This is a genomic window from Schleiferia thermophila (assembly GCF_003337435.1).
GTDB lineage: Bacteria > Bacteroidota > Bacteroidia > Flavobacteriales > Schleiferiaceae > Schleiferia > Schleiferia thermophila.
In genome coordinates, this window is record NZ_QPJS01000001.1 from 409,805 (window position 1) to 425,881 (window position 16,077).

Genomic DNA, 16,077 nt, shown 5'->3' on the forward strand with positions numbered 1-16,077 from the left:
ACGGAAGTGATGAAATTCAATGGAATGTAAAAATACCGGAGGAGCTTTTTTCTCCATGGGTATTTGGCTTTGAGCGATTTGCTGCCAATTGCCGGATTTGCTTTGAAGTAAGGCGCGAGCCGTCATGACTCCATCCGGGAGGACCGAAGAGGTACATCAGAGCACTTTTAAAATCAGGAGCATTTCTCACATCACGCCATAGATCAGCCCACTCATGGAAAGCTATTTTTAGCGGATTATAGGTGTTGATGTTTTTTGTAAGTCCGTACACTGGCTTTTGTTTTTCAGCTACAAAAGTGCCAAATATTCGATCCCAGATGATGAAAATGCCTGCATGGTTTCTGTCCAGGTAATCGGGTTGGCTGGAATGGTGAACCCTGTGATGAGAGGGCGTGTTGAAGATCCACTCGAACCAGCCTGGCAACTTATCGATCACTTCCGTATGTATCCAAAACTGATACAGCAGATTGATGGATTGCATAGTTAAGACCATGATGGGATGGAAACCTACCAATGGTAGCCATGCCCAGAAGAGAAAACCCCCGGAAACGGTACCCGTCCAGGTTTGTCGGAGGGCTGTTGAAAGGTTGTAGCGCCGGGATGAGTGGTGCACTACATGAGAAGCCCAGAGGTATCTGACTTCGTGCGAAAGACGATGGTACCAATAGTAGGTAAAATCATCGGCCAGTACAATCAAACACCAAACCCACCAGTCAAAGCCCAGGTCTATCCATCTGAATTGCCAGATAAAAAAATAAACCCCAAGGGCTATTGCCTTTCCCAATAAATTGACAATGACATTGCCAATGCCCATGGAGAGGCTGCTGATGGTGTCTTTGGTTTCGTAGAGATGTTTTTTCTTCAACTCCGAAAAAATCAACTCAGCCAATACGAGCACAACAAAACCCGGAATGGCATAGTGTATCAGGTTTGGCATTTGGTATACTTTCTAATAAAGTATGATAAAAGTCACAAAGCTTGTAACAAATTTCAAATTTAAACCTTCTTAATTAAAAATGGCTCTTAATTTGTCAGCAAAACAGGCAATTTCATTTATGGCTGATACCGCATACGTAGGAAGAAGACCCCTCCAGCGGTTTTTTCGCATGCTGGAAAATTACAGAAAGGAAATTTACTACATTTTATTGCTAGGTATACTGGCAGCCCTTGTCAATCTTAGCTTACCACTTGGTGTACAAGCCATTATTAATCTGGTGATGGGTGGCCGGGTGTCCAATGCCTGGATATTGCTGGTTGTGATTGTACTAATCGGTGTGGTATTAGCGGGTTTTTTCCAGATACTTCAAATGTCAATGGCTGAAACCATTCAACAGCGCCTTTATATACGGGCGGTGTATGAGTTGGCTTATCGGATGCCCAGATGGGATTTCAATCATTTACTTAAAGAATACCCCCCGGAGCTGGCAAACCGATTTTTTGATGTGCTTACCATTCAAAAAGGGCTTCCAAAGCTGTTGAAAGATTTTATTACTGCGTTTATCCAGATTTTATTCGGGTTGCTGTTACTATCGTTTTACCATCCCTTTTTCATTTTTTTCGGATTGTTTCTATTGATTTATTTGGTGCTGATCTTTGTGTACAGTGGACCTAAGGGCATGAAATCGAGCCTTATGGAAAGCAAGTACAAATACAAGACGGCTTTTTGGCTCGAAGAAATAGGAAGAGTCCTGCCCTCCTTTAAGCTCAATGGTGGCAGTGATATCATCAATGAAAAACTACATCCCATCGCTGAAAATTACATCAAATACAGAAAAGAGCACTTCAAAGTACTACTCTTTCAGTTCGGAAATATTGTAGTCTTTAAAACCATCATCACTGGCGGCCTTTTGATATTGGGAGGAATCTTAGTGATCAACAGAGATATTAGTTTAGGCCAATTTGTAGCCAGTGAAATCATCATCATCATCATTCTGAACTCTGTTGAAAAACTTATGCTGAGTTTGGAGGTCATCTACGATGTGCTCACAGGTACAGAAAAACTCGGGCAGGTGATGGACATACCCCTTGAAAAGTACGACGGCATCTCCTTCAATGAGCTTGAGAAGGAGGGCCCCAAACCCATAAAGCTCACCATGAAAAATATTTCCTACAGCTTTGACCCGAGGCATAAATCCAGATTAACCGACATCTCGCTTGAGCTTGCACCGGGAGAGCGCGTATGTCTCAGTGGCCCGAATAATTCAGGAAAGTCTACCTTGCTGCACATAGCTGCGGGCTTATACACGAATTATTCGGGCGTCGTATTGTTCAATGATGTACCGATTCAAAATATAGAACCCTTCAGTCTTCGCAGCCGAATAGGTGACAACCTGAGCGATCAAAACATTTTCCACGGAACCATCCTTGAAAATTTGATGATGGGACGCGATGTAGAGCTCAGCGAAATTCTTTCTCTATGTGAAAAATTTGGATTGACCAATCTGGTCAATGAGTTACCAGATGGATTTGAAACTGAGATTTTTCCCAACGACAGACGTATTCCAAAGAGTTTTTTCAAAAAAATTCTGTTGATCAGATCCCTGCTCAATAAACCGGGGTTGTTGTTGCTTGAGGATATTTTATCGGAGTTGGAGACAGGATACTGTGAAACCGTATCTGAATACCTTACCGACAAAAACAATTCCTATACACTGCTCGCCATATCGAACCTATACACATTTGCTAAAAGATGCGATAAGACCATCATTATCGAAAATGGAAAGGTCGTCGCTACAGGTCATGTCGATGACCTTATACGGGATGAATCCATCAGAAAGATGTTTCGGTTTACTATCGAAGGATTAGAACCATAGAAATACCGATAAAAAATGCTAAACATAACAGATAACGAGCCGAAGAAAATTATCAAAGTCGAAAGTACGAAGGCATATAAACTTACCAGCGTTCCAATATTTTTCAATTACCTTTCCAAGGTTATGTGGACTGTGCTGGTATTGTTTCTCGTTATTCTATTTGTGCCATGGACGCAGAATGTGGAGGGATACGGCCAGGTGACTGCCTTCCGACCGGAGCAGCGTCCTCAGACCATTCAATCGCCTATTCCCGGCACTATCAGGCAATGGTTTGTGCGTGAAGGCGATACGGTCAATGCCGGTGACACATTGGTTTTTATCACCGAAGTAAAGGACGAATATTTTGACCCTAATTTGGTGGAGAATCTTACCTCTGAGCTACAGGCAAAGGAAGCAGCTCTGATTTCCTATCAGGACAAAGCAAAGGCATTAGCTGAGCAAATTAAGGCATTAAAAGAAAGCCAGGAAATCAAATTACAGCAGGCATTACTAAAAGTGCAGGCCGATAGCAATGAATATGAAGCCGCCCAGATGCAGTTTAAATTCTCAGAAATACAATTTAAACGAACCGATACCTTGTACCAGGAAGGGGTAAAAAGCCGTTTTGACTGGGAACGCAGCAATCAGGCGTTTCAGGATGCCACTGCCAAACTGACCGCTGCCCGAAATAAATATCTTCAGTCGAAAGCAGATCTTCTGGGCATCCGAGCAGATTTTGCGGAAAAAATTTCCAAAGCCGAAAGCGACCGGCAATCGGCCATCAGCGATTTCTTTGCGACCACGGCTGAAGTAGCCAAACTTCGAAGTAAAATAAACTCGATCAATGTTCGACGCAGTTTTTATTATGTCACCGCACCTCAGCGCGGCATGGTAACGCGGATGACACGAGCAGGCATTGGCGAAAACATCAAAGAAGGCGAACCGATTATGGAAATTATGCCCTTGCAGTATCAAATAGCAGTAGAGGTCTTTATCAGACCTGTTGACCTACCTTTGATGCACCTGGGAGAGAAGGGCAGAATTGAATTTGACGGGTGGCCGGCTATCGTATTTTCAGGGTGGCCGAGCATCACCTTCGGAACTTTTGGAGGTGAAATCATTGCCATCGACAATGTGCTTAGCGAAAACGGTATGTATCGCATTTTAATGGTACCTGACAAAGACGATGTGCCCTGGCCCGAACAGATACGCTTTGGTTCTGGTGCACGGGCGATATTGCTGCTAAAAGACGTGCCAGTATGGTACGAAATCTGGCGACAGCTCAATGGATTTCCTCCAGAATATTATATACCCGTGGGCAAAGGTGGTAGCAATGGAGATAAATCCAAAAAGACAGCTTCAAAATGATGAAAAGACTGTTGCTTACTGCTCTATCTACTGCCCTTATACACACAGCCAAAGCACAATTTGCTGATTCTTTTGACTCAGCGACCGTTATGCCACTTCAGGAGTTTATGAGCCTGGTGCTTAAGCATCATCCGGTGGCCAAGCAAGCGGCTTTGATTCCACAGGAGGGCAGAGCCAGACGCATGATGGCCAAAGGCAGCTTCGATCCGGTCGCCTTTTACTTTGCCTCTGGAAAAGATTTCAGCGATAAGCAATATTACCGATATCAGGATGGAGGGGTAGAATTTTTTACGTATCCCGGTGTGAAATTCAATGCCACCTGGAGCACGGCAGGAGGGGACTTTCTCAATCCGGAAAGCAACATGCCAGTGGGTGGGTTATTGGCTTTAGGAGCCGACATTCCGGTCTTGCGTGGACTGCTTACAGATCAAAGACGCCTTGCTCTGGAGCAGGCCAATCTCTTCAACCGATATTCAGTTCACATGCAAAGACGAGTGCTCAATGACCTGCTCTTTGAAGCCATTTCCGACTATTGGATGTGGTCGCTCAGATATGCAGAGTATGTGATGCGGGGAAAATTTGTGGAAGTAGCCCGACAGAGATTCCAATTGGTGAAATCAGCTTTTCTCAATGGCGATCTTCCGGCCGTTGATACACTGGAAGCCTACATACTGGTTCAATCACGTGAAATCGCTACCGAACAGGCGCGTGCACTTCTCAACGATGCCCGTCTGAAATTGTCCAATCACCTATGGTCGCCTGAGGGTCAGCCTGTTGAGCTTTCCTGGTTTGCTATTCCTCAGCTTCTCAATCAGCCGGTGGAGTTTCCCGTTCCATTTGACAGTATACTCAACATAAGTTTCGAATTTACCAGAATTAACCCTGAAAGTCAGTTGCTTGACTACCAGGTGCGGCTCCTGGAGGTCGAGAGAAATTTTCTCAGAAATGAGCTACTACCAAAATTCAATATCAAATACAACTTTTTGACCGAACAATTTGGGTTTTGGGCGGGCGAGGAAGTGATCATCGCTCCAAATAATTACAAGTTTGGCGTGGACATCAGCGTGCCGTTATTTCTCAGAAGAGAACGCTCAGCGTTAAAAATTAATGAATTAAGACTTACTGAAGCCAGACTTAACCGCGACAATCGACAGACAGCCCTATTCCGGAAAATGCAACAGGAAGCCTTTTTGCTCGAAAATCAATTTGAACAAATCGGACTGGTCAGAAGCAATAAGGACAATTTCTATGAATTGCTCAGGATCGAACAGCGAAAGTTTCAAATCGGTGAAAGTTCTCTTTTTTTGGTAAATGCCCGGGAAGTACAGGCCATAGATGCCGAGCTGCTGTATTTGCAGCTCCTTCACCGCTATCAGACCTCGATTGCTTCTTTTTTCAGAGCTGCTGGTCTGCTGTATACCTATCAACCGGAGTTATAACTTTTTGATGTAAACTAGAAGGAATCGATCTTTGTAATTTTGTTTAAAATTCTGCTTATGAAAACTTCCACATTGCTTCTTCTGTTGGCCCTTCTCCTTGGCTCATGTACTTTCAACTCCTCGCAAAAGGAAACCTCTGCTGCCGACGTTACTGCTGTAGCCAATACGTCAGCAGAGCTTGAAATCAGAGGTATGACCTGTGAAGTGGGCTGCAAAAAACTCATTGAAAAAACAGTGCGTAAAACTGCAGGTATCACGAAATTTGATATTGATTTTGAGCATAATTCGGCACATATGGAATATGACTCCACAATGGTCAGTGCAGATGATGTGGTTAAAATCATCAACACCATTAACAATGGGGCGTACACAGCCATAGTGCACGACGTAGCTGCACTTTAAAACATCTTTTATGATATCCATTCGATGGTTTGTCAGACTGATTCTCATTGAAATAACCCTGATTTACCTGGTGATACTCGCAGGCAGTATCGTACGGGCTACCGGCTCAGGAATGGGTTGTCCTGACTGGCCTACCTGCTTCGGCTACCTGATTCCTCCTACCGAAAGGCAGCAGGTGGAATTTCACCCGTATCAGAAATACAAAAAAGGAGCTTTCATAGTACACGAAGATGCACTGTACAGAGCCAGAAAAACTTTTGTATCAGGTCAGGAATTTTCGAAAAACGACTGGGAAAAGTACACGGTCCACGACTATGCGATTTTCAATCCGGTGCACACCTGGATCGAATACATCAACAGACTGCTGGGAGCATTGGCAGGTATACCGATGCTGCTGATCGCTGTAACTTCAATAAGCCTTCGAAAACGTTTGAAAATAATACCAGTGTTGTCGTTTGCAGGGTTGTTTTTATTGGGATTGGTAGCATGGTTGGGCAAAAAGGTGGTCGATGGAAATCTTATTCCGCATTCCATTACTATCCACATGTTGGGGGCATTGGCCATTCTTGCTGTTTTGATAACCCTGCTGCTGCTTAGCCGTAAAACGCTCAAAAGCGACCTTACTCTGGACCGTACGCTAAGGCACTGGCTCGGGGCAGCAGTTTTTCTCACAGTTGTTCAGATCATTTTAGGTACACAAGTGAGAGAACAGGTCGATCTGCTGAATAAAGAGCTCATGGGAATGAACCGTGACAGCTGGCTCAGCACCATAGGTCTTACTTTTTACATCCACAGGTCTTTTTCCATTTTGATTGTGATTATCAATGGAATTATCTTCTGGCGAAACAAAAATATCCGAAAACCATTGCGGCTTATCAACGTGATGATCGCCATTCTTCTGACTGAGATTCTGGCAGGCATTGTCTTGGCTTATCTGGGCCTGCCTGCTGCTGCTCAGCCGGTTCACATGATTTTGGCTGCCCTGCTTTTTGGTGTTCAGTTTTATTTGTGGTTGCTTCATTTGATTGCGCGTGTTTCAGATCTGGAAGCCGACAATGATGCTTCCCTCTTTTCCTTTCAAAGGTCAACGCTGATCAGTGAGATGAACTCCTCAACTAATAAAATCCACTCGTCCGACACGAATTAAGACAATGCGCCTGTTAGAAGTCATTCCTTATAAACAATTCAGAATAAGTATATATTCACATGATTTACACTATTATGTGGAAATTGAGGGCGGACCTATGAAACAGTGCTTCAGATTTACCAAAGAGCTGGCTCCGGCAGATAAAGGTGGCGTTCGCGCACTTCTGGATGAGGAATTTTTTGCCAGGACTAAAGAGATTTTTGATTTCATGCACCAAAATTTCAAAAATGCCATTGAACGTCAAAAAAGTTGAACTGCTACTTCTGATGTTTTTTCTGTATTCCTGTAGTTCAATCAACGATGTACACTTATCTTCACATCCAGCAGACCTTACTCTTGCGGTCGAGCAGCCTTTCAAAGAGAATGAGTATCTGGCAATTGTAAGGGTGATTGCTATCCATGAATGTTTTACAACAAATCACTGTCAATGGCTTAAAAGCAAAAAAAACCTGATGGCCCACTTTGTCTTTACTCATAAACGTACTGATAACAATCTCAATTTTAAAGCTTTAAAAGAACATTTTCCCGGAGTAAAAGCCGGAGACCGCATTAGAGCCTACTGCATTGCTGAGCGTCAAAAACACGGGGAATATCTGCTCAGGGTGTATCAATATACCCTGCTTTAAGGCACAACGTTTCAGCCAAAGAGTTTTAAAGCTTCGTTGTAAGCACTTTCAAAAGCCAGGAGATTTAAATTATTTGGGATCTGCTCGGAAAGCATGTAGCTGATCAGTTTTTCTGTGGGAAGATTTCCAGTTAGCTCATCCTTAGCCATCGGACAGCCACCAAATCCTCTGATTGCTCCGTCAAACCTACGACAGCCTGCTTTGTAAGCAGCGTCAATTTTTTCAAACCATTGATAAGGGAGGGTGTGCAGATGTGCGCCAAAGGTGACTTCAGGCAGTGCAGGAATCAAAAGCTCAAAAACCTGGGAAATGGATGTATTTGTAGCAACTCCTACCGTGTCCGATACACTTAATATCCTGATGCCTATACCGGCCAGAACTTTACTCCAGTTCAGCACAATTTCCGGTGACCATTTCTCGCCGTACGGATTGCCAAAACCCATGGACAGATATACGACCAGCTCTTTGCCGGCCGATTCTGCCATTTGGTGCAATCTTTCTACCAACACCAAAGATTCATCGATGGATTTATTGGTATTTCTCTTTTGAAATACCTCCGAGATCGAAAACGGATAGCCCAAATAGGAAATCTGCTGATAAGAGCATGCCTGCTCACCACCTCTCTCATTTGCCACAATAGCCAGCAACCTTGTCTTTGACTGTGACATGTCTAGACCTGCCAGTACTTCAGCGGTATCGCGCATCTGTGGAATAGCTTTTGGCGAGACAAAACTTCCAAAATCCAGCGTGTGAAAATTTACTTTTAATAAAGCATTCAGATACTTGATTTTTTGTTTAGTGTGGATAAAAGTCTTAATGCCCTGCATTGCATCTCTTGGACATTCCACGATTGTAAATCCTGTCCCGGATTCAATTTGATGAGCGAATGCCTTCTTGTGTTGGCTTTCCAGCATTGATTGTACGAAATATGCGTTTTCCCCTATGCAAAGAAAAGCAACTTATGTCATTTGATGCATTTCTTTCAAAACAGAACATTTTTTACAAGGCAGATACCTTTGGTCATTGTCCTAAAAGAATAGATACTTCTAATTTCGCCGAAAGCGATTTAATGCAATCTTTATTTTCCATGAAATGCAAGCCCTTTCTTTTGCAGTTTGATAATATAGTAACGATGAAAATTTTCTCTTCTCTTCTTGTCATGTGTGTTTTTTGTGCATCATTGTTGGCACAACCTAAACTGGTTGTTGGTATTGTGATAGACCAAATGAAATATGAGTACCTGGAAAGGTTTGAACCTCTGTTTTCTGATAAAGGAGGTTTTAGAAGGTTTTCAGACCAGGGCTTCAATTTCAGAAATGCTCACTACAACTATTCTCCTACCTACACAGGTCCCGGCCACGCCAGCGTATACACTGGTACTACACCCATGTATCATGGAGTAGTTGGTAATGAGTGGTACGACCGATATAAAGGAAAACAGGTTTATTGTGCCGAAGACCCATCGGTAAGCACAGTAGGCGACAACAGCAAAGAAGGCATGATGTCTTGCAGAAACCTGATTGCCGGCACCATCACGGACGAACTTAAGCTACGAAGCCCAGAAAGCAAGGTGATCGGTATATCGGTAAAAGACCGAGGAGCCATATTTCCTGCCGGACATGCTGCGGATGCTGCCTATTGGTTGACCGACGAAAGTGGACAGTTTGTCACCTCTACATACTATATGCAGCAACTGCCCAAATGGGTATCAGAGTTCAATGAAAAAAAACTTGTGGATAAGTTCCTTTCACAAAACTGGACCACACTCTTGCCCATAAATGAATATGCCTGCTGCGCGGACGACGACTATAGTCCCCACGAAGGTGTCTTTACAGGAATGGCCAAAGCGATTTTTCCCTACCCGCTTCCTTCACTTCGAAAAAAAGCTGGAAGAAAATTGATTAAAGGAACACCTTTTGGAAATTCAATTGTGATTGATTTTGCCAGAGAGGCAATTCAACAGGAGCGATTGGGACAAAGAAATCAGACAGATTTCCTGGCTATCAGCTTTTCCAGTCCTGATTATATCGGACATATGTTTGGCCCGAGAAGTGTGGAAATAGCCGATACCTACGCACGTCTGGACAGAGAGCTCGGTGAATTTTTTACTTTCCTCGACCTTACGGTTGGAGCCGGTAATTATTTGGTATTTCTGACTTCTGACCACGGTGTGGCCGATATTCCGGCCTACCTCACCGATCGAAGAGTTCCAGCCGGAGGCTTTGACTACACCCTGGTATCCGGCCTGAAAAAACACCTTTTTGATACCTTCGGAGATTCACTGGTAGAAAATGCAACCAATCTCAACATTTATCTCAATCATCAGATCATCGAACGGGAGCGTCTGGACTACAGCAAGGTAATGGCCTCAGCCCGGCAATTTTTGCTTAAAGGCGAAGGCGTTTTACAAGTATTTACTGCCGATGAAATAATCCAGTCGCATGCCCTGGCATTCGAATCCATCAGCCTTACCTCCAGAGGGTATTTTAGCAAGAGAAGTGGTGATCTGCTGCTGGTGCTGATGCCGGGCTATATCGAAGGCAGCAGCAGCCGACGTGGCACTACTCACGGCTCCATCTATACCTACGATACTCATGTGCCCATCCTGTTCTATGGCTACAACATCCGGCATGGCAATACTACCAGACCGGTATATGTCACCGACATCGCACCTACGCTGTCTTTCTTACTGAATATCCCCCTGCCCAATGCTGCTGTGGGCAGACCTCTTTTTGAATTAACCGAAGATTCTCAATAGTTAGTGTTTTTTGTACACTTATCGCCTATATTTGTTGCGTTTTTTACCAAATACGATGCTTAAAACCACCTGTAAGCGCTACTGGATTGTATGGATTGCTGTGATTTCTCTTTCCTGCAGCCGCCAATTCGATGATTTCGAAGCATCGCGAGAGCAAGCCTTCATTTATCCGTTTACTCCCATCAGGCTGAATATTGATACCACACTGGTTTACATAGACGATTACTTCCCTTTGATTGAAGTGGATTCTGTTAGGGTACCTGCTCCACTTGGTCAGTTGTTTCAGAAAGAGAACAGGGAATTGCATTTGTTTGGCAATCTAAAGGAAGCCATTGGTGTAGCCGAGTTTTTCACTGAAAAAGGCAAGTTTGATATACCCATTTTCAGGTCCGATAAGGTAAAGCTCACCTATGTGCTGCCTCCATCGATACAATTCAAAAGGTCCATAGCCATCAAGGGCACCTTCAACAGTTGGAATACTCTTGCCAATCCCTTTGAGCTGGTAGATGGAAACTATCAAACAACCATCGTGGCAGATCCCGGAAAATATGAATATGTGCTGGTAGTGGATGGCCGGGAAATGATAGACCCCGAAAACCCCGATACGGTCAGCAATGGAATGGGCGGTTTTAACTCGGTGCTGGACATCAGATCCGACCTTGCCGATAGCTGCAGTTGGGTAGAGGCTGTGGGCTACAACAAAGGAAAAATAACTATTCGCAGTCTTCGGGAAGGTCAGAAGGTAATCGCATTTTTTAACAATCAAAAAATACCAGAACAATTTATAAAAAAATACCCGGAGCATGTGGACATAGTTTTCCCGTTGGCTTCTGTTAGTTTTCCCCGCTCCTGGCTCCGGGTTTATTCTTTTTCAGAAGGGTGCAGAAATAATGAAATCTGGATTCCGTTGGCAGAAGGCAATCCGGTGAGCCATTACGGTCAGCTGACCAAAAACGATTGGCATGCCAGTATTTGGTACTTTTTAATGGTTGATCGGTTTTTTAATGGAAATCCCTCCAACGATCAGAAAGTGGAGGATCCAGAGGTTCTACCCATAGCTAACTATATGGGGGGTGATTTGGAAGGCATTCGACGGAAAATAGCAGATGGCTACTTCGATAGCCTCGGAGTAAATGCTATATGGCTATCGCCCATCACTCAAAATCCTGCAGGGGCGTATGGCCTATGGGATAAAGGGGGTGTAAAAACGAAATTTTCAGGATATCACGGCTATTGGCCTGTGTCCAATGTCCGTGTTGACCATCGCTTTGGCACTGCAGAGGAACTTAATGCTCTTCTAAACGAGGGACATAAAAGGGGGTATCGCTTTGTGCTGGACTATGTAGCCAACCACGTGCACCAGGAACATCCCATCTACCAACAAAACCCGGACTGGGCTACTTCTCTCTACCTGCCCGATGGGAGCTTAAATACCGAGCGGTGGGACGACTACCGGCTCACGACCTGGTTCGACGTTTTCTTACCTACTTTAGACCTGACCCGGCCAGAAATCGTAGAGCCCATGACAGACTCGGCCCTGGTGTGGGTAAAGGACTATGGTTTCGACGGATTCAGGCACGATGCCACCAAACACATCGACGAGCTCTACTGGCGGACATTGACCAAAAAAATCAAAACGCTCGAAAGAGTCAAACAGCAAGGCGATAAAATCTACCAAATCGGCGAAACGTACGGAAGCCCGGAGCTAATCGCCTCTTACATCTCCTCCGGCATGCTCGATGCTCAGTTTGATTTCAACCTCTATGACGCTTCCATCCGGTACTTTGCCACAGGCCAAGAGGCTGACTTACAAAAACTACTTACTACCCTGAACACCAGTCTGAAAACCTATGGTATGCACCATCTGATGGGCAACATCACCGGAAATCAGGACAGGCCCCGATTTATATCCCTTGCATCCGGCGATGTGCGATTTGATGAAGATACAAAACTGGCAGGATACACCCGTATAATAGGCAAACCAAAAGAAATTGCCTATAAAAAACTACAACTTTTAATGGCATTTACCATGGCCATGCCCGGAATTCCGATTATATATTATGGGGATGAAATCGGCATGCCCGGCGCCAATGACCCTGACAACAGAAGAATGATGAAGTTTGATGATTGGGATAGCGATGAAAAAAACACCTTTAAGACCTCGCAAAATCTGATAGCACTTCGCAAAAAACTTTTACCTCTTATATATGGCACTACAAAGGTTTATACTGCAGATGATTTGCTCGTGATAGAACGAAATTATCTGGGCAAAAAAATCTCAGTGTATATCAACAACACAGCTGAGGAAAAATCCATCGGTAGTGGGCGCATACTTTATTCTAATTCTCTGCATACTGACAAATTGGAGCCTTACACTTTTGCACTGATTGAAAATTCGGATGCAGTTCTAGTAAATTGAGCTAATAATAACATCTAAATTACCGCTATACATTTGATTTATTATCCTTTACTGATTCTTTAAATGGCGGGGTGTAGTTTACTTCACTTTTGTGTAACTTTCATCCGTTTAGATAAAGAATTTTATTATTGTGATATCTTCTATTTATTTATACACTTTTTGGGATAGTATACGTATAGATGTCACATATTATTTTTTATCTATATCAAATTTGCTAAAGTTTCCTTTTAATTGATTTCAACATAAATGAATTCAAAAAATTCAAGCTCAAATTGAAAGTAAACTATTCTAAAAATTCCCGATAAATTAATAATGAAATCACAAAAAGTTGTCTTTTCACTGGTTTAATTTTATTTGATCTTTATGCACTTACTTTTCTGATTGTATTCTTAAAACATAAATTTTCATATTTTTGCGTGAACACCTGATTGAATCCTAATTTTATTCCATGACTCAATATACATTAAGGCGCAATGCTCTTTTAGAGTCCCAGGCAAGGTTAAATATTTATTTATGAAACTATCATTAAAATATCAAATTAGAAAAATTTTGGGAGATAAATAATCCAATTAAATATCGACATCAATAAAATTTAAAAAATCATAAGCAATGAATATACAATATATTACAAAAAACATTCAGATTAAAAACAAAGATTTAGAACTATTAAAAACTCACTTTTCTCATTACTTTGATAAAAATGGCAAGTTCGACTTTGTAAAATTTCAAAAAGAATTAGAATCCCAAAATATAGAGCTCAGTTTTGAAAAAGAAAGCTACGGGCTCGATTGGCTGGGCAAAAGCTATGCACGGCTTTTAGCAAGCGACCCTGCAACAACCCTACTCAAAGCCGATGAAACACACAATCAAAAGCCAGAAAATGTCAATTCACAGAATTTACTTATAAAGGGCGACAACCTTGAGGTCTTAAAACACCTTGCCAACGCCTACTACGAAAAAGTAAAGATGATCTACATAGACCCGCCCTACAATACCGGAAATGATGGCTTTGTGTATAACGATGACCGAAAATACACGGTAGAACAATTGCAGGAACTTTTAGGCATAGACAAAGAAAGAGCCAAACGAATTTTAGACTTTACCCAGAGTAAAAGTAACAGCCACAGTGCCTGGCTTACCTTTATGTATCCCCGACTTTACATTGCTAAACAGCTCTTACGAGAGGATGGGGTAATCTTTGTCTCCATTGATGACAATGAGGTAGCACAACTCAGGCTTTTGATGGATGAGGTGTTTGGGGAGGAGAATTTTGTTGCGAAATTTGATTGGCGTAAAAAAACAGGTGCAAATGATGCTAAAGATATAGCAGTTATAACAGAAAGTATTTTGTTATATGCAAAAAACAAACATTACACCATTGAAAAAGACATTTGGGGGCGAGATGAAAGGTCTGTAAATAAAAAAAGGTATAAATTATCAGATGAATTTATTGAAGAACGAGGTAAATATTATTTGGATACTCTTGACAGAGGTGGTTTACAATATTCAGATTCTATGAATTTTGGTATTGAGGCTCCTGATGGTAGTTTAATTTTTCCTAATGGTCGTTCAGAGTTTAAAAATGATGGATGGATATGGAAATGGAATAAAGAAAAAATAAAATGGGGAATTGAAAATAAATTTATAGAATTCGTTAAATCAGAAAAAAGCTCTGGCTCAAAATATACAATAAAATATAAAGTTTATGAGAAGGTAGATAATGAAGGGAAACCGCGTGTTAGATCGGGCAGAGCATTTACTAATTTAATTACAGAACCTATCAATCAGCAGGGGAATAACGATTTTTCTAAATTATTTGATGGTAATACATATTTTACTAATCCCAAACCTATTGGTTTAATTAAATATTTAATTAGAACAATAGATAACGACACTTTAACTGTCCTCGACTTCTTCGCAGGCTCCGGCACCACAGGCGATGCGGTAATGCAACTCAATGCCGAGGATGGCGGCAACCGTAAATACATCCTTGTACAACTCCCCGAACCTATTGACCCCAAGAAAAACCAAACGGCTTACGATTTTGTCAAAGACGAACTCAAAGCTGAGCCAACGATTTTTGAGATTTGCAAAGAACGCCTGATCCGCGCTGCAAAGAAAATCAAAACCGAAACCATTGATAAAAATATTGCCGAAAAAGAAAAAGAACTGCAACAATTACAGAGTGAATTAAACTTAGAAGAGAGAGATGAAAAAATAGCTATCCTGAAACAAGAGATTGATGCTCTAAACAATCAAGATCTGGGATTCAAGGTTTTTGAAACCATGCCTATATGGGAAGATTACAATTTTGAAGCCGAAACTTTTGATAGCTCTCAAACACTTTTTGACACCGGCAAACTTACTGAAGACGATCTAAAAGCTCTTCTCATAACCTGGAAAACCTACGACGGTATGCCCTTGACAGAGGATTTAGAAACCATTACCCTGGATAGCTACACAGCCTATTACGGCAATGGCAAACTTTATCTTATGCACAAAGGATTTACAACCAATACCCTCAAAGCCCTCTTAGAAAAGATTGACAGCGACAGACACTTCGAGCCCAAAAGCATCATTGCCTTTGGATATCATTTTGAAAGTGCGCGCCTCAGGGAACTGAGTGAGAATGTAAAAAACTATGCCAACAAAAAGCATATTGATATAGAGTTCATTATAAGGTATTAGTTTTTAGTTTTGAGTTATGAGTTTTGAGTTATGAAAGAAAGTGTTGTTAAAAATAAAAGTTTTGATTTTGCCCTGAGCATAATAGAATTGTACAAAATTCTGCAAGCTCAGAAAGAGTTTATTTTGTCTAAACAACTATTGAGAAGTGGCACTAGCATAGGTGCAAATATTAGTGAGGCATTGGCGGGAGTTAGTAAAGCAGATTTTTCAAATAAAATGGCAATAGCAAGTAAAGAGGCTAGGGAATGTTTATATTGGTTACAGCTGTTAGAAAAAAGTAATTTGGTAAATTTTGATTTTAAACCTTTTATTAAAGATTGCGAAGAGTTAATAAAAATACTAACAAGTATTGTAAAAACAACTCAAAATTCAACATTAAAAATTAAAAACAAAAGTAAAATTTGAATGAACTTTGAGAAAATTTAAATTATGTCAACA

13 protein-coding genes are annotated in these 16,077 nt (G+C 41.9%); 11 read left to right on the plus strand and 2 right to left on the minus strand.

The annotated features are described in order from the left end of the window. Positions 1-16: 16 nt before the first annotated feature. Positions 17-937: a sterol desaturase family protein gene (locus DES35_RS01780; protein ID WP_037361285.1), complete on the minus strand. Its 921-nt coding sequence runs from the start codon at positions 935-937 to the stop codon at positions 17-19. A 79-nt stretch (positions 938-1,016) separates the two neighbouring features. Here DES35_RS01780 and DES35_RS01785 point away from each other — a divergent pair, with 79 nt between their 5' ends. From DES35_RS01785 to DES35_RS01810, 7 genes are read left to right on the plus strand one after another with little or no spacing between them, the layout of a single operon-like run. Further along, complete coding sequence (locus tag DES35_RS01785) at positions 1,017-2,813, plus strand: ATP-binding cassette domain-containing protein (protein WP_114365628.1); 1,797 nt, start codon at positions 1,017-1,019, stop codon at positions 2,811-2,813. A gap of 15 nt (positions 2,814-2,828) precedes the next feature. Beyond that, the gene (locus DES35_RS01790) at positions 2,829-4,160 is read left to right on the plus strand and encodes an HlyD family secretion protein (protein WP_114365629.1); all 1,332 of its coding nucleotides are present in this window, start codon (positions 2,829-2,831) and stop codon (positions 4,158-4,160) included. Then, positions 4,157-5,599: a TolC family protein gene (locus DES35_RS01795; protein ID WP_114365630.1), complete on the plus strand. Its 1,443-nt coding sequence runs from the start codon at positions 4,157-4,159 to the stop codon at positions 5,597-5,599. The genes DES35_RS01790 and DES35_RS01795 overlap by 4 nt, the downstream gene beginning before the upstream one ends. 57 nt (positions 5,600-5,656) lie before the next feature. Further along, a complete protein-coding gene (locus DES35_RS01800; RefSeq protein WP_114365631.1) occupies positions 5,657-6,001 on the plus strand; it encodes a heavy-metal-associated domain-containing protein in 345 nt (114 codons plus the stop codon). 10 nt (positions 6,002-6,011) lie between these two features. Continuing rightward, on the plus strand, positions 6,012-7,148 hold the full coding sequence (locus DES35_RS01805; RefSeq protein WP_114365632.1) for a COX15/CtaA family protein: 1,137 nt from the start codon (positions 6,012-6,014) through the stop codon (positions 7,146-7,148). 4 nt (positions 7,149-7,152) lie between these two features. After that, a complete protein-coding gene (locus DES35_RS11395) occupies positions 7,153-7,401 on the plus strand; it encodes a hypothetical protein (protein WP_125039372.1) in 249 nt (82 codons plus the stop codon). Next, positions 7,382-7,774, plus strand: a complete 393-nt coding sequence (locus DES35_RS01810; protein ID WP_125039371.1) for a hypothetical protein — start codon at positions 7,382-7,384, stop codon at positions 7,772-7,774. The genes DES35_RS11395 and DES35_RS01810 overlap by 20 nt, the downstream gene beginning before the upstream one ends. A gap of 11 nt (positions 7,775-7,785) precedes the next feature. Here DES35_RS01810 and DES35_RS01815 read toward each other — a convergent pair whose 3' ends face one another. After that, positions 7,786-8,601, minus strand: a complete 816-nt coding sequence (locus tag DES35_RS01815) for a beta/alpha barrel domain-containing protein (RefSeq protein WP_244906319.1) — start codon at positions 8,599-8,601, stop codon at positions 7,786-7,788. Positions 8,602-8,906: 305 nt separating this feature from the next. Here DES35_RS01815 and pafA point away from each other — a divergent pair, with 305 nt between their 5' ends. From pafA to DES35_RS01835, 4 genes are all read left to right on the plus strand, one after another. Next, positions 8,907-10,532 carry an alkaline phosphatase PafA gene (pafA, locus tag DES35_RS01820; protein ID WP_114366010.1) on the plus strand — a complete coding sequence of 542 codons (1,626 nt, stop codon included), beginning with the start codon at positions 8,907-8,909 and terminating at the stop codon, positions 10,530-10,532. 55 nt (positions 10,533-10,587) lie between these two features. Further along, entirely contained in the window at positions 10,588-12,951 is a 2,364-nt protein-coding gene (locus tag DES35_RS01825) for an alpha-amylase family glycosyl hydrolase (protein ID WP_114365635.1), read from the plus strand. 609 nt (positions 12,952-13,560) lie between these two features. Continuing rightward, a complete protein-coding gene (locus tag DES35_RS01830; RefSeq protein WP_114365636.1) occupies positions 13,561-15,639 on the plus strand; it encodes a site-specific DNA-methyltransferase in 2,079 nt (692 codons plus the stop codon). 30 nt (positions 15,640-15,669) lie between these two features. After that, positions 15,670-16,044, plus strand: a complete 375-nt coding sequence (locus DES35_RS01835) for a four helix bundle protein (protein ID WP_114365637.1) — start codon at positions 15,670-15,672, stop codon at positions 16,042-16,044. Positions 16,045-16,077: the final 33 nt, after the last annotated feature.

What these genes read in the sequence shown, in the direction of transcription:
- DES35_RS01780 (WP_037361285.1), bottom strand. Translation starts at nt 937, where the DNA reads ATGCCAAACCTGATACACTATGCCATTCCGGGTTTTGTTGTGCTCGTA.
- DES35_RS01785 (WP_114365628.1), top strand. Translation starts at nt 1,017, where the DNA reads ATGGCTCTTAATTTGTCAGCAAAACAGGCAATTTCATTTATGGCTGAT.
- DES35_RS01790 (WP_114365629.1), top strand. Translation starts at nt 2,829, where the DNA reads ATGCTAAACATAACAGATAACGAGCCGAAGAAAATTATCAAAGTCGAA.
- DES35_RS01795 (WP_114365630.1), top strand. Translation starts at nt 4,157, where the DNA reads ATGATGAAAAGACTGTTGCTTACTGCTCTATCTACTGCCCTTATACAC.
- DES35_RS01800 (WP_114365631.1), top strand. Translation starts at nt 5,657, where the DNA reads ATGAAAACTTCCACATTGCTTCTTCTGTTGGCCCTTCTCCTTGGCTCA.
- DES35_RS01805 (WP_114365632.1), top strand. Translation starts at nt 6,012, where the DNA reads ATGATATCCATTCGATGGTTTGTCAGACTGATTCTCATTGAAATAACC.
- DES35_RS11395 (WP_125039372.1), top strand. Translation starts at nt 7,153, where the DNA reads ATGCGCCTGTTAGAAGTCATTCCTTATAAACAATTCAGAATAAGTATA.
- DES35_RS01815 (WP_244906319.1), bottom strand. Translation starts at nt 8,601, where the DNA reads ATGCAGGGCATTAAGACTTTTATCCACACTAAACAAAAAATCAAGTAT.
- pafA (WP_114366010.1), top strand. Translation starts at nt 8,907, where the DNA reads ATGAAAATTTTCTCTTCTCTTCTTGTCATGTGTGTTTTTTGTGCATCA.
- DES35_RS01825 (WP_114365635.1), top strand. Translation starts at nt 10,588, where the DNA reads ATGCTTAAAACCACCTGTAAGCGCTACTGGATTGTATGGATTGCTGTG.
- DES35_RS01830 (WP_114365636.1), top strand. Translation starts at nt 13,561, where the DNA reads ATGAATATACAATATATTACAAAAAACATTCAGATTAAAAACAAAGAT.
- DES35_RS01835 (WP_114365637.1), top strand. Translation starts at nt 15,670, where the DNA reads ATGAAAGAAAGTGTTGTTAAAAATAAAAGTTTTGATTTTGCCCTGAGC.